We start from the raw sequence: 19,503 nt of genomic DNA on the forward strand, positions 1-19,503 counted from the left end.
AAAAGGTCCCGCAGCCGGTTGTCTACCGGCTGCGGGACCTGCGCGCTCCTCCTGCTGGACTTGAACCAGCAACCCTTCGATTAACAGTCGAATGCTCTGCCAATTGAGCTAAGGAGGAATGAAGCAGGTACGACATTAGCAAAGGTTTTGCCGCTATGGAAATCGGCGGCCCGCCCTGCTCGGCCAAACCCCGCAATACCCCACGGGGGTATTAAAAAGTCCCCGCCCCGGGGAACCGGGACGGGGACTGCGCGCTCCTCCTGCTGGACTTGAACCAGCAACCCTTCGATTAACAGTCGAATGCTCTGCCAATTGAGCTAAGGAGGAATGAAGCGGGTACTAGCCTAGCAAACCCTGCGCCCGGAAGCGAAATTGACGCCCTAGCCGTCGGAGCGCAACGACCTGCGCTCCACTTCAAGCGCCATAAGCTCGCGGTTCAGCCGCTGGAAGGCCTCCGGATCCGCGGCCGCGTCCAGGCGCTGCAGCTGGCCCATCTTGTCGGCCTTGACCCGGGTGATCTGGAGCTCGAACAGGCGCGCCAGGATGTCCCTGCAGTAGCGCTGTACGGCTTCCGCTGTGCTGGCCGGCAACGGCACGACTGCAAGCTCGGACACGAGCGGCCGGAGCGGCTCTGGGACTTCCTGCAGCAACTGCTCCACCCACCGCACGGGGTCCCCCGCGGAGGCCAGTCCGGTGGCGCGGATCGCCTGATGGACGGCCAGGTACGCGGGAGTGGAGAAACGGGCTTCAGAGAACCGCTGCCACGTCTCGCCTTCCAGCATCCCGGGCTCCTGCAGGGCGACCTCGAGCGCCTGGCGCTCCATCGTGGCCACGGGGTCGCGCGGGTCCGGCCGGTTGTAGGACGGAAGAACGGCCGACGGCGGCAGCGGCGCGACACCGGGCGCGGCTCCCGCTCCCGCTCCTGCTCCATAACCGGCGCCCTGTGCCCGGGCCTGCACCGGCGCTGCACCGGAGGGCCCAGGGCCCTGCGCGGCACGTTTGGTTGCCGCCCCGACCGCCCGGCTGACTTCCTCCACCGGCATGCCCAGCCAGCCGGCCAGTTCGCGGGCGTAAGCAGGGCGGATGCCGGCGTCGCGGATCTGGGCCACCACGGGCGCGGACTCGCGCAGGGCGGCGATCCGCCCCTCGACAGTGTCCAGGTTGTGGCGTTTCAGGGCGGCGCGGATGGCAAACTCAAACAGGGGGCGCCGGGTACCGATGAGGTCCCGGACGGCGGAATCGCCCTTGGCTTGGCGCAGCTCGCACGGGTCCGCTCCCCCGGGTTCCACCGCTACGTAGGTCTGGGCCACGAAACGCTGGTCCTCTTCGAAGGCCCGCAAGGCCGCCTTTTGCCCGGCAGCATCGCCGTCGAAGGTGAAGATGACCTCACCGCCGCTGCCGTCGTCGGACAGCAGCCGCCGGGCGATCTTGATGTGCTCTGTACCGAACGCTGTGCCGCAGGTTGCCACCGCGGTCGGGATGCCGGCCAGGTGGCAGGCCATGACGTCGGTGTAGCCCTCCACCACGACAAGCTGGCGGTCCTTGGCAATGTTCCGTTTGGCGAGATCGATCCCGTACAGGACCTGCGACTTCTTGTAGAGCGCGGTCTCGGGGGTGTTGAGGTACTTGGGGCCCTGGTCGTCCTCGTAGAGCTTGCGGGCTCCGAAGCCGATGGTGTCCCCGGCGATGTCCCGGATCGGCCAGATCAGCCGGCCGCGGAAGCGGTCGTAGATTCCCCGGCCGCCTTCCGAAAACATCCCCGTGAGCTTGAGCTCGGCATCGGTATAGCCGCGGCCGCGGAGGTGCTTGAGCAGCGAGTCCCATCCCTGCGGGGCGTAGCCGACGCCGAATTGTTCTGCGGCGGCCCGGTCAAAGCCGCGGCCGTGGAGGAAGTTGCGGCCCTCGGCGGCCCCCGGGGTCAGCAGCTGGGCGCGGAAGAACTCGTCAGCGACCTTATGGGCGTCCAGCAGGCGCTGGCGCCGGCCGATGTCCTCCCGGTTCGGGCCCGAGCCGCCGTCCTCGTAGCGCAGCTCGTAGCCGATCCGGGCAGCCAGCTTTTCCACGGACTCGGAGAAGGAGGTGTGGTCCAGTTTCTGCACGAAGGAGATGACGTCGCCATCCTCGCCGCAGCCGAAACAGTGGTACCTGCCCACTTGGGGGCGGACCGTGAACGAGGGCGAACGCTCATCGTGGAACGGGCACAAACCCTTGTAAGAGCCCAGGCCCGCGACCTTGAGGGTCACATAGCCTTCAACGACTTCCCTGATGTCAGTGCGCTGGCGCACCTCGTCGATATCTTCACGCTTGATCAGGCCGGCCACAGTGCCATCCTAATGCGCTGGTCCGACGCCGATGCTCCCGTTATGGTGCCGGTCACCGTACCAGTCACCACAGGGAGGGCAGGCTGCCTACGAGCCGCTCATACATGGCAAGCGCCGAGCCGTCGGTCAGCGAGGCGACCTGGTCAATCACGATGCGCAACCGCCCGGCGTCGTTTTCCGCGGCGCGCCAGTCGGCAGCGTACATCGGCTCCAGGTGGCGGTCCCCGGTGGCGTTGAGCGCCGTGACGAGCGCGTGCAGGACCTCGCGTTGCCGCTCGTAGATCGGCTGCCGGTGTTCCGTGGTCATCACGAAAGTTGTGGCCAGGCCCTTCATCACGGCGATTTCCATCACGGTTTCATCAGGAACGATCAGTTCGGCGTTGTAACGGGTGAGGTTTTCCGGCCCGTAGACGGCACGGGTGGTCTCCAGTGCGCTCTGGCAGAAACGGCCGATGAGCTGGCTGGTCATGTCCTTGAGGGCAGCCATCGACTTCCGGCTGCCGTCGGCCTCGCGCACCCAGACACTGGTGGCTTCCAGGCGGGCCAGGGCCGCGTCGATTGCCGCCGGATCATTGTGCGGCAGGTACCACTGCTTGGCGTAGCCAACCACCCGGGCGCGGTGGTCCGGGTTGTCCATCCAGCGCAGCTGGAAGTGCCCCGCCACGATCGCGTCCTCGACGTCATGCACCGAGTAGGAGATATCGTCCGCAAGGTCCATGACCTGGGCCTCGAGGCAGGAGCGGCGGTCCGGGGCATCCTCGCGGATCCAGTTGAAAATCGGCAGGTCGTCCTCGTAGGCGCCGAACTTGCTGGTCCGCTGCCCATGGATGACCGGCGCGTTCTCTGCCGACCACGGGTACTTGGCGGCCGCGTCGAGGCTTGCCCGGGTCAGGTTCAGCCCGGCCGGGCGGCCGTCAGCGTCCAGCACCTTCGGTTCCAGGCGGGTCAGCAGGCGGAGGGTCTGGGCGTTGCCCTCGAAGCCGCCGATCCCGTGGGACACCTCGTTCAGCGCGGATTCGCCGTTGTGGCCGAAGGGCGGGTGGCCGAGGTCGTGGCTGAGGCACGCGGTGTCCACGACGTCGGGGTCGCAGCCCAGCGCACGGCCGAGTTCCCTGCCGACCTGTGCCACTTCGAGGCTGTGCGTGAGGCGGGTGCGGACGAAGTCGTCGGTGTCCGGTGCGACGACCTGCGTCTTTGCACCGAGCCTGCGCAGCGCCGAGGAATGCAGGACGCGGGCACGGTCGCGTTCGAAGTCGGAGCGGTACGTGCTCTTGGCCGGCTCCTCCACCCAGCGTGCCCAGTCGCGGCCGGTGTAGCCCGCCAGCACCGGGGCTGCGGTCCGTGTCTCAGCCACCGGACACATCCAGTTCGGCGTGGCTGATCTCGCGCGACTGCTCCGCGTCCATGGTGCGGTTCAGCAGCCAGTCCTTGGGCAGCGCCGGCTTTTTGGGCGAGCCCGCGCGGCCGCGGGGGCCTTCGGCGTCTACACCCGGGTAGGGTGACTCGAGGTCCAGCTGGTCGAGCGTGCCACGGAGCTCTTCGAGACTGGTCACCAAGGCCAGCTTGGTCCGCAGCTCGCTGCCGACCACGTAGCCCTTGAAATACCAGGCCACGTGCTTGCGGATCTCGCGGAGTGCCTTGCCTTCGTCGTTGCCGAAGGTTTCAACCATCAGCTCGGCGTGCCGGTACACACCTTCGGCCACCTGGCGCAGGTTCGGCTTGTGCCGTTGGTCGCTGCCTTCGAAGGCTGCCATGAGGTCGCCGAACAGCCAGGGCCTGCCCTGGCAGCCGCGGCCAACGACGACGCCGTCGACGCCCGTCTCGCGGACCATGCGGACGGCGTCCTCGGCGGACCAGATGTCGCCGTTGCCAAGCACCGGGATATCCGGAAGCGCGTCGCGCAGGCGGGCGATGGCGGACCAGTCGGCCTGGCCGGAGTAGAACTGGGCCGCTGTGCGGCCGTGGAGTGCGACGGCGGCTACTCCGGAATCACGGGCGATGCGGCCGGCGTCAAGGTAGGTGAGGTGGTCCTCGTCGATGCCCTTGCGCATCTTGATGGTCAGCGGGACGTTGCCCTTGGAGGCTTCCTTCACGGCGGTCTGGACGATCGAGGTGAAAAGGTCGATCTTCCAGGGCAGGGCCGAACCGCCACCGCGCCGGGTCACCTTGGGTACGGGGCAGCCGAAGTTGAGGTCGATGTGGTCCGCCCGGTCCTCCTCGACGAGCATCCGGACGGCCTGGCCGACAGTCACCGGGTCCACGCCGTAGAGCTGCACCGAGCGGACCTTCTCGTCGTCGTCGTGCGAAATGATGCGCAGCGACTCCGGCGTGCGCTCAACGAGGGCACGCGAGGTGACCATCTCCGCGACGTACAGTCCGCCGCCGTATTCGCGGCACAGCCTGCGGAAGGCGGAGTTGGTTATTCCGGCCATGGGGGCAAGGATCACGGGGGTGTCCACCGTGATCTGGCCCAGCTTCAGGGGCGGGAGTTCCAGCTTGGGGGCGGGAGGCGTTGCTACAACAGTCACCAGATCATTGTCTCAAAGCCGGGCAAATCGGGCGGATCACCGGCGCGTATGTGGACAAACAGCTGGAAAACCGCGCTCAGTCACGCGCCGCCGCCCGCCGTCCGCGGCGCGTTTCCGGGGGCGCTGCGCCGCCGTCGCGCGCGTCGCCGACGGCGGGCACAACGGCGGCGGGAGCGACGACGTCGGGAGCCCCGGCGGTCCCGAGTGCGAAGGCGCCCGACGGCGCCGTCGAACCCACGGTCCTGGAAGCGGCGCTTTTGATCCCGGTTGCCTTGACTACCAGCACCGCGATCAAAGTGGTGACCGGAATCGCCAGCACCAGCCCGACGGAGCCGACCAGGGTCCGGATCACTTCCTCGGCGAGTTCCGCGCTCGTCAGGGCATCGCCGAGGGGACGTTCGTACAGCATCACGAGGATCAGCACCGGCAGGGCAGCACCGGCGTAGGCGAAGGCGACGGTGTAGACCGTGGAGGCGATGTGGTCGCGGCCGATCCGCATCGCGGCGGCAAACAGCTGCCGTGAGGACGTTTCCGGGGCCAGTTCCCAGAGTTCCCACACGGCAGAAGACTGTGTGATGGTGACGTCGTTGAGGACACCCAGGCCGGAAATGATGAGTCCGCAGAGGATGATGCCGGAGATCGAGATGTGGTCCGAGATGTTGACCAGCGAGGCGGCATCGTGGCTGCCCACCCCGGCCAGGTTGGCAGCGTCCGTGGCCCACGCGGCCAGCAGGGCAGTGATGCCTAGCCCGAAGATGGTGCCCAGCAGGGCCGTCGAGGTCCGGGCGGAAAAACCGTGGGCGAAGTAGAGGACCCCGATCATGATCACGGTGGAGCCCACCATCGCCAGCAGGAGCGGAGGTTTGCCTTCCACCAGTCCGGGCAGGATAAAGGCCACGAGTACGGCGTACGCGCCGGCCAGCCCGATCAGCGCCCGCAACCCGCGCCAGCGCGCAACGGCAATCACGACGAAGGCGTACAGCACGGCCAGGAAGATGATGGGCAGGGTCCGGACGAAGTCGACGAAAATGTACGCGGGGGTGCCCTGCGATGCGGAGGCGCCCTGGGCTTTGGAAAGGTTCAGGTAGCGGATGGTGTCCCCGACCTTGACTCCGTGCGACTTGGCGACGTCCGGGTTGATGACCACCTTGACCGGATTGCCGCCCTTGTCCGGCTCCGTGAACGCGAACATGCACTGGGAGCCCTGCCCGGGTGCGCCGTCCCCCGCGGCCGGAACCTGGCCGGGGTCACCGGCCTGTCCCCCGGCGTCGGCCCCGTCCATGCAGCTGCCGGTGACGACGCGCTGGATCTTTCCGGTGTCAAAGGTGACGCCGGGCGCGGCGGCGTAGGGGCTGGCGAGCGTGATGCCCTCTTTGCTGCCGGAGGGCCACAGCATGGCCATCGCGGCAAGAGTCAGCAGGGTCAGCGGGATCAGGACGGCGGCCAGGATCTGGTTTGCCTTTTTCCTCGCCGCGAGCGCCTGAAGCGTCGGCTCGGCGCGTTCTCCGGGAGCGTGTGCATGTCCGGCGCCCATCAGTAGTTCAACCTCATGCCGAAAACATTACGGCGTCGGCGGCGCCTCTCCCGCCGGATGACGCGGCCGACGGCGGTCGGCGGCCCGGCGGCCGGGTCACGCGGCGGCGCCCCCTGGAACCCATCCCCGGAAGCCCCGGCTCCGAATGTCCTGCGAAAGGGATCGGGGGGAGGACCACCCGGGGGGGGAATGCCGTCCGGGAACCTGCCGTTGGATATGAACGGATGACGTTGGAGAGGGCACCGGCGTGGTGATACACAAAATAGACGGCCGCGAGGCAGACGAGGCAGCCTCCGGTGCGGCGGCGAAGGCGGTGCTGAGCGTCGCCGCGGCACGCGGGAAGACCCGCGGCGTGGTGCTGGTCCTGCACGGGGGCCGGGCCAACAGCTACGAATCGGTCCGGGGCCGGCATCTCAGCCCGGCCCGCATGTTGCCCTTCGCCCAGACCCTCCGCGCCAAGGGCGGGCCGCAGGGCCTGGCCGTGTGGACGCTGCGGAACCGGTACCGCGGCTGGAACGGGGCGGACATGTCCCCCGTCCAGGACGCCCGCTGGGCCCTGTCCCATATCCGCCGGGACCATCCGGATGTTCCCGTTTACCTGCTGGGCCACTCGATGGGCGGATTGACTGCGCTCTGCGTGGCCGATGACCCCCAGGTGCGCGCCGTCGTGGCACTCGCGCCGTGGTTGGACCGCGGTACGCAGGTGCAGCGCGTCGCCGGCCGCCGGGTGCTGATCGTCCACGGCACCGAGGACCGCTGGACCAGCCCCGCCAACTCCCTGGCCTACGCCCGGCGCGCCGAGGGCGTCGCGGAATCGGTGGCCTATGTGTCCCTCAAGGGGGCGGGGCACTTCATGGTCCGGCGGCTTGGCCTCTGGAATTCCCTCGCCACGGGCTACATCCTGGACGTGTTCGCCGCGGACAGCGGAGCGTCGGTACCCCGCGCAGCGCCCGGGCTTTCCGCAACCTTTTGCCGGCCGCCGGCGCCAGCCTCCCCGTGGTCCTGTGATGCCCCACTTCCCCCTGGACGCCTTCCTGTCCAGCCTGCCCTGGACAGCCGGCGGGCTCGCGGTGCTGCTGGCAGGCACGTTCGCCCTCGCTGTGCGGCAGAACCGGCACTCCGTCATGGACGCCGCCTGGGGGCTGGGTTTCGTCCTGGTCACGGCAATCTCCTGGCTGCTCTCGGCGGGCGAGGGCGACGACGGGCGCCGCCTGCTGCTGCTGGTCCTCGTGGCCGTCTGGGGCCTGCGGCTCAGCGTCCATATCGGTCTGCGCGCCCTGGGCGGGCACGAGGACCCGCGCTACGTGGACCTGCTTGCGTCGGCCCCCGGCTCCCGCAACGCCTACGCCTTGCGCCGGGTCTACCTCCCCCAGGGCCTGGTGCTGTTCTTCGTGTCCCTCACCGTCCAGGTGGGCATGTTCAGCACCGGCAGCCTGGGCTGGGTGGCGGTGCCGGGCGTCCTGCTCTGGCTCCTGGGCGCCGTGTTCGAGACGGTCGGCGACCGGCAGCTGGCGCAGTTCAAGGCCGATCCGGCCCGGCGTGGCACCGTCCTCAGCACCGGGCTCTGGCGCTACACGCGCCACCCGAACTACTTCGGTGACGCCGCCGTCTGGGCCGGCCTGTTCCTGGTGGCCGCCGACTCCTGGCCAGGCGTCCTGACCGTCCTCTCCCCTGCCCTGATGATCTGGACACTCGCCGGAAAGACCGGCAAGCCACTGACCGAGAAGGCGATGTCCGGCCGGCCAGGCTACCAGGAGTACATAGAGTCAACGCCCGGTTTCCTGCCGTTGCCACCGCAGCGGCGCGCGCCCGGCCGGCGCCGATAAGCCCGCTTGCCGCCGGATCGGCACTAAACTTCACCGGGTACAAAATCGCACTCAATGGAGAGGTACCCCTCTGTGTCACACACAGTCCTGACTAAAAGCGGAGCCGAAGAACGTGGTCTCGCCCGGATAGCCCAACGGATGGCGGCCTGGACCGAAAAGTGGTTCCCGGATGCCTATATCTTCGCCCTGGCCGGCGTCGTCATCATCGCCGTGGCGGCCCTGGCCATCGGCGCCTCACCCCAGTCGATCGCCGACTCCTTCGGCAACGGCTTCTGGGACCTGACCGCCTTCACGCTTCAGATGGCCATGGTGGTGCTCACCGGATACGTCGTGGCGACCTCCCCGCCGGTGGCCAAACTCATCGCCCGGCTGGCCCTCGTCCCGTCCACGGCCCGCACGGCCGTCAGCTTCGTGGCGCTGATGTCCATGTCCGTGTCCTTCCTCAACTGGGGCCTGAGCCTCATCTTCGGCGGCCTGCTGGCCCGTGCCATCGCCCGCCGCAAGGACCTCAGCGTGGACTACCGGGCGCTCGGCGCGGCCGCCTTCATGGGCCTCGGCGCCGTCTGGGCCCTGGGGCTGTCATCCTCCGCCGCGCAGCTTCAGGCCACCGCGGCGTCGTTGCCGCCCGCTTTGCTGAAGATCACCGGCATTCTGGACTTCGGCACCACCATCTTCACGTGGCAATCATTGCTGACCCTTGCCATCCTGATGGCCCTCACTACAGTGATCGCCCACTTCTCCGCACCCCAGGGCGGTGCGATCCGCACCGCCGAGGACCTGGGCGTCGACCTCGACGACGAACCCACCGCGGCGGCGCCCCGCTCCCGCCCCGGTGAGTGGCTCGAATACAGCATGATCCTGCCGATCCTGGCTGGCATCCTGACGCTCGGCTGGCTGGTCTCCCAGTTCCTGACGAAGCCGTTCCTGTCCGTTGTCAGCAGCCTCAACGGCTACCTGCTGGTCTTCCTGATCCTTGGCCTGGTGCTGCACGGAACCCCGCGGAACTTCCTCCAGGCCGTGACCAAGGCCGTCCCGGCAACCGCCGGAATCCTGGTCCAGTTCCCCCTGTACGCCGCGATGGCGGCGATCCTAACCAAGGCCCCCGGCCATGGCGGGATGACGATCTCCGCGCACCTGGCCGAGTTCTTCGCGGACATCGGCGGCAGCGGCGCGTTCGCCGTCGTGATTGCGCTCTACACCGCGGTCCTGGGCCTGCTGGTCCCGTCCGGCGGCGGCAAGTGGCTGGTGGAAGCGCCCTACGTGATGCAGTCCGCCACCGATGTGCAGATGAACCTCGGCTGGACCGTGCAGATCTACAACATTGCCGAGGCCCTCCCGAACCTGGTCAACCCGTTCTTCATGCTGCCCCTGCTCGCGGTGCTGCGGCTCCGGGCCCGGGACCTCGTCGGCTTCACCTTCCTGCAGTTCGTCTTCCACCTGCCGGTGGTGCTGCTGCTGGTCTGGCTGCTGGGAATGACCTTCGACTTCGTCCCCCCGGTTATCCCGTAAAGGCGCAAGTAACAGCCGCTAAACCCAACTGACCCGCAGTTGTTGCCGTTATGACGAGTCAAAACGGCAACAACTGCGGGTCAGTTGGGTTCAAGAGGGTCAGGCCGGGTCGGAGACCACCAGGGTCTCGGCGCCCTGGACCCGCGCCTTGCCGTTGTGCAGCAACGGTTCGACGACGCCGAGCAGCGCGGCCATGGAATCGTCCAGTTCCAGCAGCACCGGGTGCTGGAACGCGATCAGCGCCAGCAGGTCGCGCACGGAAGCCCGCGCTTCCTCCAGGGAGAGCTGCGGCTCGTGGCCGAGGAAAACCTCGGTCGGCTGGCCGGACGCGGCCTGCGCCGGCTCCTCCCCCGCGGCGGGGGCAAGCTCCGCGTAACTGACGGCAAACGCCTCGATCCGGCCCTTCTTGCTGGCCGGCACCCCTTCGCCGAAAGCACTGGACTTCGGGGCCCGGAGCACGATCGCGCCATGGGCACCGCTGAGTTCGTTCAGGAACAACCGCTGCACCGTGGCGATGCTCAGGTCGCCCGGGCTGTCCCAGGCGTGCACCACCGTGTAGTACCGGCCGACGACGTCGCTCAGTTCCACCGACCCGGTGGCGAGGTCCTCGACCTGCTCCGCGGCGGCAGCTTCGGAACCGTCGCCGAAGACCGGCAGCTTCAGGGCCCCCGGTTCCACCACAACAAGGCGGGAACGCTGGATCGGCTCCAGGCCGGCCGCCGCGGCGAAGGCGGCGCCGGGCGTGCCCGGCTCCACTTTGCAGCGCAGCCGGGTGATGCCCGACGGCGACTGCTCCGCTTCGTGCCGGAGCATGGTCAGCAGCGTGGACCCGACGCCCGTGCGGCGGTGGTGCCGGTCGACCTCGATGTAGGCCCAGAGCCGTTCCGGATGCAGCGACGCCTCATGGACGACGCCGGCAGCGACCGGAATCGCGACGCCGTCGACGACGTCCTCGGCCACGATGCAGCGGCGCCACGGGGAATTGCCCGAGGGCGCCAGCGTGCCGCGGAACTGGCCGGCCTGCACGGTCTCCGGGTCGCCCCAGATTTCCATCAGGGCAAGGTCGTCGCCCTCGCGCCACTCACGGTATTCAATCGCCACGGTCAGGCGCCGATCAACCGTGCGGCGAGGTAGCCCTCCACCTTGTCCAGGGAGACGCGCTCCTGGCTCATGGTGTCGCGTTCGCGGATGGTCACCGCCTGGTCATCGAGCGTCTCGAAGTCCACGGTGATGCAGAAGGGAGTTCCGATCTCGTCCTGGCGGCGGTAACGGCGGCCGATGGCGCCGGCGTCGTCGAAGTCGATGTTCCAGTTCTTGCGGAGCTGGGCGCCGAGGTCCTTGGCCTTCGGGGAGAGGTCCTCGTTGCGGCTCAGCGGCAGGACCGCTGCCTTGACCGGGGCGAGCCGCGGGTCAAGCTTGAGTACGGTGCGGACGTCGACGCCGCCCTTCGCGTTGGGTGCCTCATCCTCCGTGTACGCGTCGACCAGGAAGGCCATGAAGGAGCGCGTCAGGCCGGCGGCCGGCTCGATCACGTACGGGGTGTAGCGCTCGTTGGTGGCCTGGTTGAAGTAGCTCAGGTCCGTGCCCGAGGCCTTGGAGTGCGTTGACAGGTCGAAGTCGGTGCGGTTGGCGATGCCCTCCAGCTCGCCCCATTCCGAGCCCTGGAAACCGAAGCGGTATTCGATGTCCGTGGTGCCCTTGGAGTAGTGGCTGAGCTTGTCCAGCGGGTGCTCGTAGAAGCGCAGGTTCTCCTCGCGGATGCCGAGGCCGGTGTACCAGGACATGCGTTCCTTCATCCAGTACTGGTGCCACTCTTCGTCCGTGCCGGGCTCGACGAAGAATTCCATCTCCATCTGTTCGAACTCGCGGGTGCGGAAGATGAAGTTGCCCGGGGTGATCTCGTTGCGGAAGGACTTGCCGATCTGGCCGATGCCGAAGGGCGGCTTCTTCCGGGAGGCCGTGAGGACGTTGTTGAAGTTGACGAAGATGCCCTGGGCGGTCTCCGGACGGAGGTAGTGCAGGCCTTCCTCGCTGGCCACGGGACCCAGGAAGGTCTTGAGCAGGCCGGAAAATTCCTGCGGCTCGGTCCACTCGCCGCGGGTGCCGCAGTTGGCGCAGGCGACGTCCTTCAGCCCGTTCTCCGCAGGGCGGCCCTTCTTCTCCTCGTATTCCTCCAGGAGGTGGTCCGCGCGGTAGCGCTTGTGGCAGGAGAGGCACTCGACGAGCGGGTCGGAGAAGACCTCGACGTGGCCGGAGGCTTCCCAGACCTGGCGGGGCAGGATGACGGAGGAGTCCAGGCCGACGACGTCTTCGCGGCCACGGACAACGGACTGCCACCACTGGCGCTTGATGTTTTCCTTCAGTTCGGCGCCAAGGGGCCCGTAGTCCCAGGCAGAACGGGAGCCACCATAGATTTCACCGGCCTGGAATACGAAACCCCGGCGCTTGGCGAGGGAAATGATCTGGTCGAGGACGGATTTTGCTGCCATGGGTACTCCACTTTCTACAGGGCCGCTGGGTGCGGTCCGCGGTCTTAGCCCCGGGACCCCGGCTGGTTGCCGGACGGGGCGCTTAAACGCAAAACAGTAGGCAAACGAACTAAGCACAGGATGATTGCGTGCAGGAAGCTGCGCCTCCAAGACTACCGGTCCGCCGGGGCCCCGGGGCCAGCCGCCCGTGGACACATCAACGCTTCAGCGCGCCCCTGGGCCACGGCAGGGTGGCCAGGATGATCGCGCCGAGGGTCAGCACGGTTCCCAGCACGGTCGGCAGAGCCACCACGGTCCCGGGCGCCGGGAAGGCCAGGTCCAGGCCGAGCGAACCCAGCAGCTGGCCGGAAATGGTGCCGAGTCCGGTCACGAGCACGCCGAGGCTCCGCACCAGCATGGCCGCCACGGCGATGAAGATGCAGCCCATCGGCCCGCCGAGGTAGTACCACCATTGCCCCGGCAACGGATTACCGGCACCGGCTAGCGCCAGCTTGACCAGCCAGGCAACCAACAGCAACGCCGTGCCGGAGACGAAGTTGACCAGGGTGGCGGTGATGGGCGTGCCGTAGTGCACCGTCGCGGTGCCGTTCATGGCCTGCTGGAAGCTCATGAGGAAACCGGCCAGCACGGGGAGAAGCACTGGGACCAGCAGCTCCAGGAGTCCCGAGCCTGCCCCGCCAAGCCTCGGGGACACGGCCCAGGCCACTGCAGCGACAGTGAGGATGCTGCCCAGCACCCGAATGCCCGTGACGGGCTTCTTACCGGCGGGACCGATGCCCAGCCGGTCCACGAGGAGCCCGCTCAACGTCTGGCCCGTCACGGCGGCCACCGTAAACAGCGCGACGCCGAGCAGGCCCACGGTGAAGGACTGGGCGAACACGAAGAACGCCCCGATGCAGCCGGCAAGGACGTAGTACGGAGGAAACTCCCGGTTCCGCACGGCCGGCACAATCCGCGCCAGCCCTGCCCTGCCCTTGGGCAGCAGGAACGAAACGGCGATGATCACCACCAGCCCGGTGCTGAAGCTGACGGCGGCAGCGGCGATGCCGTCCGCGAGCGCCGCGCCCAGCGCGCCGTTGATCCTGCCCTGGACCGGCATAAGGAGACCGGTTGCGACGGCCAGGGGCAGGCCGGCGAGGAGCGGCAGGCGGGGTGTGGAAGTCATTGCTGTTCCCTTACGTCAGGCATCATTGCTTGTATGAGCAACCCGGAAATTGAAGAAATCCCCATCCGCGACGACATGATCCGGCTGGGCCAGCTGCTGAAGCTGGCCAACCTGGTGGAGGACGGAGTGGAGGCGGCGGAACTGATCAAGGGCGGGCTCGTGAAGGTCAACGGTGATATCGATGACCGCCGCGGCCGCCAGCTCCATCACGGTGACACTGTGACCGTGAACGGCCGCACCGTACGGATCAGCACACCCTCGGGCGCCTAGCGTCCGGCGGGCCGTCCGGGCGCGCGCCGCTCTGCGGGGGCCGCCCTACTTGTTCAGCACTTCGTGGGTGAGGAACTCCGAGACATGGCCCACCTCCTGCTGGTTGATGCCATGCCACATTCCGGTGTAGAGCACCTTGGTGAGCTTGACGTGCTTGCGCACCCAGCCCATGGTGAAGTCGATCTTGTCCGGCGTGATCACCGGGTCCTGCTGGTCGCGGCCCCAGAACATCGGCACCGTTCCGTTCAGCTCGGCGTCGCGGAAGCTGGGGTCCGAATCGGCGTCCACCGCAAAGCCGGACAGCCCGACGACGGCGGCGAAGTCCGCGGGCCGCTGCCGCAGCAGCGTGGTGGCCATGGCCATCCCCATCGAGAATCCCAGCAGCGTCACGGACGGGTGGTTGTCCCTGACGGAATCGATCCAGTCCTGCGTATACGCGGAAGCTGCCTTGACGGCGTCGAGCGAATAGTCGATGGAGGCCGTCAGCGGGAACCAGGTGAAGCCGGGCCCGGAGACGAGGGGCGCCCGCACCGACGCCACCGCGAATTCCCGGGGAAGCATGTCCGCCAGGCTGAAGAGGTCCTGTTCGTTGGCCCCGTAACCGTGCAGCAGGACCAGCAGCGGCTTGCCGGTGCGCTCCTCCTCCGGATGGGACCACAGGACAACGGGCGCGGGGAAGGCAACAGCGGAAGTCATGAGTCCATTCTTGCAGTTACATCCGGGTCACAAGCGACGCTGGCGCCGGTTCGCCGTAAGAGTGCAGGATATGAACGTGAACGAATCCGTCGGAGTGGACCATTCAGCAGAAGCCGCCCTCAGCCATCCGTGGACGCGGTACGTGGCGATGGGCGACTCCTTTACGGTAGGCATCGGCGATCCTGAGCCGGCGAGCCCGGGTGGCCACCGCGGCTGGGCGGACCGCGTGGCCGAGGAACTCAGCCGGGGCCACCACGACTTTGCCTATGCCAACCTCGCCGTCCGCGGCCGGCTGCTGCAGCAGATCGTCGACCAGCAGCTCGCGCCCTGCCTGTCCCTCCGGCCGGACCTGGTAACCCTGTCCGCCGGCGGGAACGACCTGGTCCGGCCCGGCGGGGATCCGGACGCGCTGGCTGCGAAGCTGGACTCGGTGGTGCAGATCCTGAGCCTGGCCGGCGCCACCGTTGTCCTGTTCAACGCCCCGGACACCGGGTCTTCCGTGCTGGGGCGGATCCGCAGCAAGGTCGCCATCTACAACGAAAACCTGCGCACCGTCGCCGCCCGGCACGACGCCGTCATCGCGGACATGTGGTCCCTGCGGCAGCTAAACGACCCCCGGATGTGGGATCCGGACCGGCTGCACTTCTCGCCCCTGGGACACCACACGATCGCGGCCATGGTGCTGGATTCGCTGAACGTCCAGCACACGTTGGAGCCGCTCTCCCCCAAGCCGTTGCCGCCGCGCAGCTGGCGCGAAGCCCGTACCGGCGACCTGGTCTGGGCCCGAGAACATCTCGTGCCGTGGGTGATCCGCCGGCTGCGGCACCGTTCCTCGGGCGAGGGCATCACCGCCAAGCGTCCGTTGCCAGGCCCGGTCTTCGGTCCCGGGGTGCCGCTCGGCTGCGGCGAAGGCCCGCCGGGCGGCGCCCAGGAACCGGTGCGGTCCTAGCTGCCCTTGAGCTGCCGGAGGTTGCAGTTGTATCGCCCTGCGCGGAACCCAGGGGGTCCCGGACCGGTCCGGGCTTAAGCTGGGAGGACACTTCCCGAAAGGCGCCGTACCGTGAACAGTCTGTTCTTCTGGATCATCGTTCTCTCCTTCGTGGTTCCGGCGGCGATGCGCCTGTACCGGCGATCCATGCGCAGCCGTAACCAGGGCCAGGGCATGCCTGGCAGCTTCGGCCAGTTCCCCGGAAACTATCCCGGCCAGCAGAACACGCAGCCCAGGGACGGCTTCACCCAGCGGGACTACTACGGCGGCTTCGGCCAGCTCGGCGCCCCGCAGCAGCCCCTGCCCCCAAGGGACCAGCAGTTCCAGCCCCCCGTCCCGTACGAGGACAGCCCGGAGTACCCGGCCAACCGGAACCAGCCCGGGCCCCAGCAGTCCGGTTCCTCGGTGCCCCCGCCGCCCCCGGCGCCTTCGCCGTCAGGCCCGCAGGGTTTCCGGGCACGCAAGCTGGCGGAACTGGACCAGCAGTACAGCAACGGCGAGATAGGCATGGAAGAGTACATGGCCCGCCGCTCGGACATCATGAACGGCTGATCATCGCCGGTAGCTGCAACAACGACGACGGGCCCCGCAAGTTGCGGGGCCCGTCGTTGCGTTGCCGGCCGGGTCAGTCGACCTGGGGGAAGCCCAGGTCGATCACGGAGGTGGAGGGGTCCGGCCAGCGGGTCGTGACCACCTTGCCGCGGGTGTAGAAGCGGATGCTCTCCGGGCCGTACATGTGGGTGTCGCCGAACAGAGAATTCTTCCAGCCGCCGAAGGAGAACGTGCCCACCGGCACGGGAATCGGCACATTGACGCCCACCATGCCGGCCTCGACATCAAACTCGAACTGCCGCGCGGCGCCGCCGTCGCGGGTGAAGATCGCCACGCCGTTGCCGAACTCGTTGTCGTTGGCCAGCTGGACGGCGTCGGCGTAGGTCTCGACGCGGACCACCGAGAGCACGGGTCCGAAGATCTCGTCGTCGTAGACCTTCATGCCGGGCTTGACATGGTCGATCAGGCTGACGCCGATGAAGAACCCGTTGGAGTCGAACTCCTGCGTCCGGCCGTCCACAACCACAGTGGCGCCTTCGTCCTCCGCACCCGCAACGTAGGACGCGACGCGGTCCCGGTGCTCGGCCGTGATGAGCGGCCCCATCTGGGAGGCCGGGTCCGTGCCGGGCCCGATCTTGAGGGTGGCCATGCGGGTGGTGATGGCGCCGACGAGGTCGTCGGCGATGTTGCCGACGGCGACGAGGACACTCACGGCCATGCAGCGCTCGCCGGCCGAGCCATAAGCGGCGGAGACGGCGGCGTCCGCCGCCATGTCAAGGTCGGCGTCGGGCAGGACCACCATGTGGTTCTTGGCGCCGCCAAGGGCCTGCACGCGCTTGCCGTGGTCGGCGGCGCGCTTGTAGATGGACTGGGCTACCGGCGTCGAACCGACGAAGCTGATGGCCTTGACGTCGGGGTGCTCCAGCAGCACGTCCACAACTTCCTTGTCCCCGTGCACCACATTGAGCACGCCGGCCGGCAGGCCCGCCTCTGCGAAGATCTGGGCGATGAAGACGGCGGAGGACGGGTCCTTTTCGCTGGGCTTGAGCAGCACCGTGTTGCCGCACGCGAGGGCGCTGCCGATCATCCACAGCGGCACCATGGCGGGGAAGTTGAAGGGCGTGATGCAGGCGACGACGCCGACCGGCTGGCGGACCGAGTGGACGTCGATGCCGCTGGAGACCTGCTCGGAGCGCTCGCCCTTGAGCATGTGCGAGAGCCCGGTGGCGAACTCGATGTTCTCCAGCCCCCGGGTGATTTCGCCTTCGGCGTCGGAGAGCACCTTGCCGTGTTCGCTGGTCAGCAGGGCTGCCAGCTCGGGCCGGCGCTGCATCAGCAGTTCGCGGACCTTGTAAAAGATGGTGGTGCGTTTGGCCAGGCTCGTGGCGCGCCAGGCGGGCAGGGCGGCGCGCGCTGCCTGGACGGCCTCCTCGACGCGGGCTGCGGAGGCCAGGGCGACCTCTTTTTCCTGCTCGCCGGTAGCGGGGTTGAAGACCGGGCCGAAGCGCTCGGCGTCGGAAATCAGGGCGCCGTTGATAAAGTGCGGAATGCGTTCCATGGGGTGGGTCTCTTTCGTGTGGTGCAGGTTGGTAAAGGGCAGCCGGGAGGCCTAGTTGGCGGACTCGAGGGAGCCGTCGATGAGCTTGATGATCATGGAGCAGTCCTTGCCGGACTCTCCGGAGTCGATCAGGCGCTGGAACAGCTGCTGGACGTGCTCGCCGATTTCCAGCGGAGTGCCTGTGTCACGCGCGGCGCTGATGGCCAGCCCGATGTCCTTGTTCGCCAACTCGGTGGTGAAGGTCGGGGCGAAGTCGTTGTTGGAGGCAGCGGTCGGCACTACGCCGGCCACGGGGTACCAGGTGCGCAGCGCCCAGCTGTCCCCGGAGGAAACGGACGCGATGTCCCAGAAGACCTGTTTGTCCAGCCCCAGGCGGTCCGCCAGGACTGCGCCCTCCGCGGTCGAGGCAAGGTTGATGAACAGCATGAGGTTGTTGCAGATCTTCGCGGCCTGGCCCGTGGTCGCGCCGCCGGTCGGGATGATGTTCGCCGCCATGGGACGGATGTATTCGGTGGCCTCGGCGACGGCGCCTTCCTCTCCGCCCACCATGAAGGTCAGGGTTGCGGCCTTCGCGCCGCTCATGCCGCCGGAGACCGGGGCGTCCACGAAGCGGAAGCCGGCGGCAGCGGCGGCGTCGTGCAGGGCCTGGGCGGAGGCGATGTCGATCGTGGAGGAGTCCACCAGGAGCGTGCGGGTGTCGGCATGGGCCAGGACCCCGTCCTCGCCCAGGTAGACGGCGCGGGCGTGTTCACCCTTGGGCAGCATGGTGAAGACGACGTCCGCGCCCCCGACAGCCTCGGCGATGCTCCCGGCCGGCTTCACACCGCCCGCGGCGGCCGCGGCCACGGCATCGGTGTTGAGGTCGAAGCCGCGCACCTCGTGCCCGGCCTTGGCCAGGTTCACCGACATGGACCCACCCATGTTCCCCAGTCCGATCCAAGCGATAACCGCCATAACGTAAGCTCCTTTGCTTTTTCTGCTGCTGCTTTATCCGCTGCCGCTTTGTCCGCTGCTGCGCGGGTTCCGCGTGCGCTTTTTTTCCGTGTCCAGCATCACATCCTGCTACAGTGCAATCAAGGCAAAAAATCACAGATGGCATGTGCATGGATGCACATGGAGTCTCTAGGAGCATGACGCGTGGACCTGATGCGGTTACCCAGCCCGGACGACCTCCTGATCCTGTTGACCGTGGCACGGCTGGGCCGCTTCAACGCGGTGGCGGAGACGCTGGGCACCACGCACACCACCATCTCCCGCCGGATCCTCGCCCTCGACAGGCAGCTCGGCGGGCGCACCCTGGAACGGAGCCCGCACGGTTGGGAGCTGACCGAGCTTGGCAGCCAGGCGGTCGCCGCGGCTGAGGCCATCGAGGGCACGCTGGGAGCGCTGTCCAGCCGCATCGCCCGGACCGGTGACCAGCTGGCCGGCCTGGTGCGGATCGCGACGCCGGACGGCTTCGGTGCCGCCTTCGTCGCCCCGGCACTCGTGCGGCTGCAGCAGGATCACCCCTCGCTCAACGTGGAGATGCTTAGCGCCACCCGCAAGGTCAGCCAGAACCGCTCGGGAGTGGACCTGGAAGTGGTGGTGGGAAACCTGGATGCGACCAACGCGCAATCAATCTTCCTCAGCAACTACTTTCTGCGCCTGTACGCCAGTCCGCAGTACGCCCGGGAACGCGGACTGCCGCTCACGCTCGACGACGTCCGGCAGCACGGCTTTGTCTCCTATGTGGAGTCGGCCCTCCAGGTCGCGGAACTGGGCCACCGCTCAACCCAGCTCCCGGTGCCGCGCTCCAGCTTCCAGGCCACCAGCATCTTTGCCCAGCTCGAAGCCGTCCGGCGGGGTGCAGGGATCGGGCTGCTGCCCAATTTCATGGTGGTGGGGAACCCGGACTTCCTGCCGGTACTGCCCGACGATTTCCAGCGCCAGCTTCCCATCTGGGCCGTGGCGCGCTCGGAGTCGCTGCGCTCAGCACCCGTTCGGGCTGTGATCGAGGCGGTCCGGACCGGTATTTCTGAACGGCAGGACGTGCTGGCGGGCTGAGAAGGCACGCCGGTTTCGTCGCCG

General features: G+C 67.9%; 16 protein-coding genes, 2 tRNA genes and 1 pseudogene. 7 read left to right on the plus strand and 12 right to left on the minus strand.

Annotated elements, in window-relative coordinates; genetic code table 11:
* Positions 1-45 precede the first annotated feature (45 nt).
* From QFZ65_RS14800 to QFZ65_RS14825, 6 genes are all read right to left on the minus strand, one after another.
* Positions 46-118 (minus strand) — tRNA-Asn (locus QFZ65_RS14800).
* A 136-nt stretch (positions 119-254) separates the two neighbouring features.
* A tRNA-Asn gene (locus QFZ65_RS14805) sits at positions 255-327 on the minus strand.
* 53 nt (positions 328-380) lie between these two features.
* Positions 381-2,321 (minus strand): DNA primase, encoded by a 1,941-nt coding sequence (gene dnaG / locus QFZ65_RS14810; RefSeq protein ID WP_306911464.1) that lies wholly within the window; start codon positions 2,319-2,321, stop codon positions 381-383.
* A 64-nt stretch (positions 2,322-2,385) separates the two neighbouring features.
* Positions 2,386-3,684, minus strand: a complete 1,299-nt coding sequence (locus tag QFZ65_RS14815) for a deoxyguanosinetriphosphate triphosphohydrolase (RefSeq protein ID WP_373427598.1) — start codon at positions 3,682-3,684, stop codon at positions 2,386-2,388.
* Positions 3,668-4,849 (minus strand): tRNA dihydrouridine synthase DusB, encoded by a 1,182-nt coding sequence (gene dusB / locus QFZ65_RS14820; protein ID WP_306911466.1) that lies wholly within the window; start codon positions 4,847-4,849, stop codon positions 3,668-3,670. The genes QFZ65_RS14815 and dusB overlap by 17 nt, the downstream gene beginning before the upstream one ends.
* Before the next feature lie 76 nt (positions 4,850-4,925).
* Positions 4,926-6,383 (minus strand): YibE/F family protein, encoded by a 1,458-nt coding sequence (locus QFZ65_RS14825; protein ID WP_306911467.1) that lies wholly within the window; start codon positions 6,381-6,383, stop codon positions 4,926-4,928.
* Positions 6,384-6,738: 355 nt separating this feature from the next.
* On the opposite strand from QFZ65_RS14825, the pseudogene QFZ65_RS14830 reads away from it, so the two are divergent.
* The 3 genes and pseudogenes from QFZ65_RS14830 to QFZ65_RS14840 form a co-directional block, all read left to right on the plus strand.
* Positions 6,739-7,029, plus strand: a pseudogene (locus QFZ65_RS14830) (alpha/beta fold hydrolase); the annotation flags it as partial.
* A 361-nt stretch (positions 7,030-7,390) separates the two neighbouring features.
* Positions 7,391-8,209 carry a DUF1295 domain-containing protein gene (locus QFZ65_RS14835; RefSeq protein ID WP_306911468.1) on the plus strand — a complete coding sequence of 273 codons (819 nt, stop codon included), beginning with the start codon at positions 7,391-7,393 and terminating at the stop codon, positions 8,207-8,209.
* Between the two features lie 72 nt (positions 8,210-8,281).
* Positions 8,282-9,718, plus strand: a complete 1,437-nt coding sequence (locus tag QFZ65_RS14840) for a short-chain fatty acid transporter (RefSeq protein WP_306911469.1) — start codon at positions 8,282-8,284, stop codon at positions 9,716-9,718.
* A 99-nt stretch (positions 9,719-9,817) separates the two neighbouring features.
* Here QFZ65_RS14840 and QFZ65_RS14845 read toward each other — a convergent pair whose 3' ends face one another.
* The 3 genes from QFZ65_RS14845 to QFZ65_RS14855 form a co-directional block, all read right to left on the minus strand.
* Entirely contained in the window at positions 9,818-10,819 is a 1,002-nt protein-coding gene (locus QFZ65_RS14845) for a GNAT family N-acetyltransferase (RefSeq protein ID WP_306911470.1), read from the minus strand.
* Positions 10,820-10,821: 2 nt separating this feature from the next.
* Complete coding sequence (locus QFZ65_RS14850; protein WP_306911471.1) at positions 10,822-12,207, minus strand: glycine--tRNA ligase; 1,386 nt, start codon at positions 12,205-12,207, stop codon at positions 10,822-10,824.
* A gap of 196 nt (positions 12,208-12,403) precedes the next feature.
* The gene (locus tag QFZ65_RS14855) at positions 12,404-13,372 is read right to left on the minus strand and encodes a DMT family transporter (RefSeq protein WP_306911472.1); all 969 of its coding nucleotides are present in this window, start codon (positions 13,370-13,372) and stop codon (positions 12,404-12,406) included.
* A gap of 33 nt (positions 13,373-13,405) precedes the next feature.
* On the opposite strand from QFZ65_RS14855, the gene QFZ65_RS14860 reads away from it, so the two are divergent.
* A complete protein-coding gene (locus tag QFZ65_RS14860; protein WP_306911473.1) occupies positions 13,406-13,642 on the plus strand; it encodes an RNA-binding S4 domain-containing protein in 237 nt (78 codons plus the stop codon).
* 45 nt (positions 13,643-13,687) lie between these two features.
* Here QFZ65_RS14860 and QFZ65_RS14865 read toward each other — a convergent pair whose 3' ends face one another.
* Positions 13,688-14,338, minus strand: coding sequence for an alpha/beta hydrolase (locus QFZ65_RS14865; RefSeq protein ID WP_306911474.1), 651 nt, complete (start codon positions 14,336-14,338; stop codon positions 13,688-13,690).
* A 70-nt stretch (positions 14,339-14,408) separates the two neighbouring features.
* On the opposite strand from QFZ65_RS14865, the gene QFZ65_RS14870 reads away from it, so the two are divergent.
* A complete protein-coding gene (locus QFZ65_RS14870) occupies positions 14,409-15,287 on the plus strand; it encodes an SGNH/GDSL hydrolase family protein (RefSeq protein ID WP_306911475.1) in 879 nt (292 codons plus the stop codon).
* Positions 15,288-15,398: 111 nt separating this feature from the next.
* Positions 15,399-15,878, plus strand: a complete 480-nt coding sequence (locus QFZ65_RS14875) for a hypothetical protein (RefSeq protein ID WP_306911476.1) — start codon at positions 15,399-15,401, stop codon at positions 15,876-15,878.
* Between the two features lie 73 nt (positions 15,879-15,951).
* On the opposite strand, the gene QFZ65_RS14880 is transcribed toward QFZ65_RS14875, so the two are convergent.
* A complete protein-coding gene (locus QFZ65_RS14880; RefSeq protein ID WP_306911477.1) occupies positions 15,952-17,436 on the minus strand; it encodes a CoA-acylating methylmalonate-semialdehyde dehydrogenase in 1,485 nt (494 codons plus the stop codon).
* 51 nt (positions 17,437-17,487) lie between these two features.
* On the minus strand, positions 17,488-18,390 hold the full coding sequence (gene mmsB / locus QFZ65_RS14885) for a 3-hydroxyisobutyrate dehydrogenase (RefSeq protein ID WP_306911478.1): 903 nt from the start codon (positions 18,388-18,390) through the stop codon (positions 17,488-17,490).
* A 189-nt stretch (positions 18,391-18,579) separates the two neighbouring features.
* On the opposite strand from mmsB, the gene QFZ65_RS14890 reads away from it, so the two are divergent.
* Positions 18,580-19,479, plus strand: a complete 900-nt coding sequence (locus QFZ65_RS14890) for a LysR family transcriptional regulator (RefSeq protein ID WP_306912597.1) — start codon at positions 18,580-18,582, stop codon at positions 19,477-19,479.
* Positions 19,480-19,503: the final 24 nt, after the last annotated feature.

It is taken from the genome of Arthrobacter sp. B3I9, assembly GCF_030816935.1.
Taxonomy (GTDB): domain Bacteria; phylum Actinomycetota; class Actinomycetes; order Actinomycetales; family Micrococcaceae; genus Arthrobacter.

What these genes read in the sequence shown, in the direction of transcription:
- mmsB (WP_306911478.1), bottom strand. Translation starts at nt 18,390, where the DNA reads ATGGCGGTTATCGCTTGGATCGGACTGGGGAACATGGGTGGGTCCATG.
- QFZ65_RS14865 (WP_306911474.1), bottom strand. Translation starts at nt 14,338, where the DNA reads ATGACTTCCGCTGTTGCCTTCCCCGCGCCCGTTGTCCTGTGGTCCCAT.
- QFZ65_RS14815 (WP_373427598.1), bottom strand. Translation starts at nt 3,684, where the DNA reads ATGTGTCCGGTGGCTGAGACACGGACCGCAGCCCCGGTGCTGGCGGGC.
- QFZ65_RS14880 (WP_306911477.1), bottom strand. Translation starts at nt 17,436, where the DNA reads ATGGAACGCATTCCGCACTTTATCAACGGCGCCCTGATTTCCGACGCC.
- QFZ65_RS14855 (WP_306911472.1), bottom strand. Translation starts at nt 13,372, where the DNA reads ATGACTTCCACACCCCGCCTGCCGCTCCTCGCCGGCCTGCCCCTGGCC.
- QFZ65_RS14850 (WP_306911471.1), bottom strand. Translation starts at nt 12,207, where the DNA reads ATGGCAGCAAAATCCGTCCTCGACCAGATCATTTCCCTCGCCAAGCGC.
- QFZ65_RS14860 (WP_306911473.1), top strand. Translation starts at nt 13,406, where the DNA reads ATGAGCAACCCGGAAATTGAAGAAATCCCCATCCGCGACGACATGATC.
- QFZ65_RS14870 (WP_306911475.1), top strand. Translation starts at nt 14,409, where the DNA reads ATGAACGTGAACGAATCCGTCGGAGTGGACCATTCAGCAGAAGCCGCC.
- QFZ65_RS14835 (WP_306911468.1), top strand. Translation starts at nt 7,391, where the DNA reads ATGCCCCACTTCCCCCTGGACGCCTTCCTGTCCAGCCTGCCCTGGACA.
- QFZ65_RS14825 (WP_306911467.1), bottom strand. Translation starts at nt 6,383, where the DNA reads ATGGGCGCCGGACATGCACACGCTCCCGGAGAACGCGCCGAGCCGACG.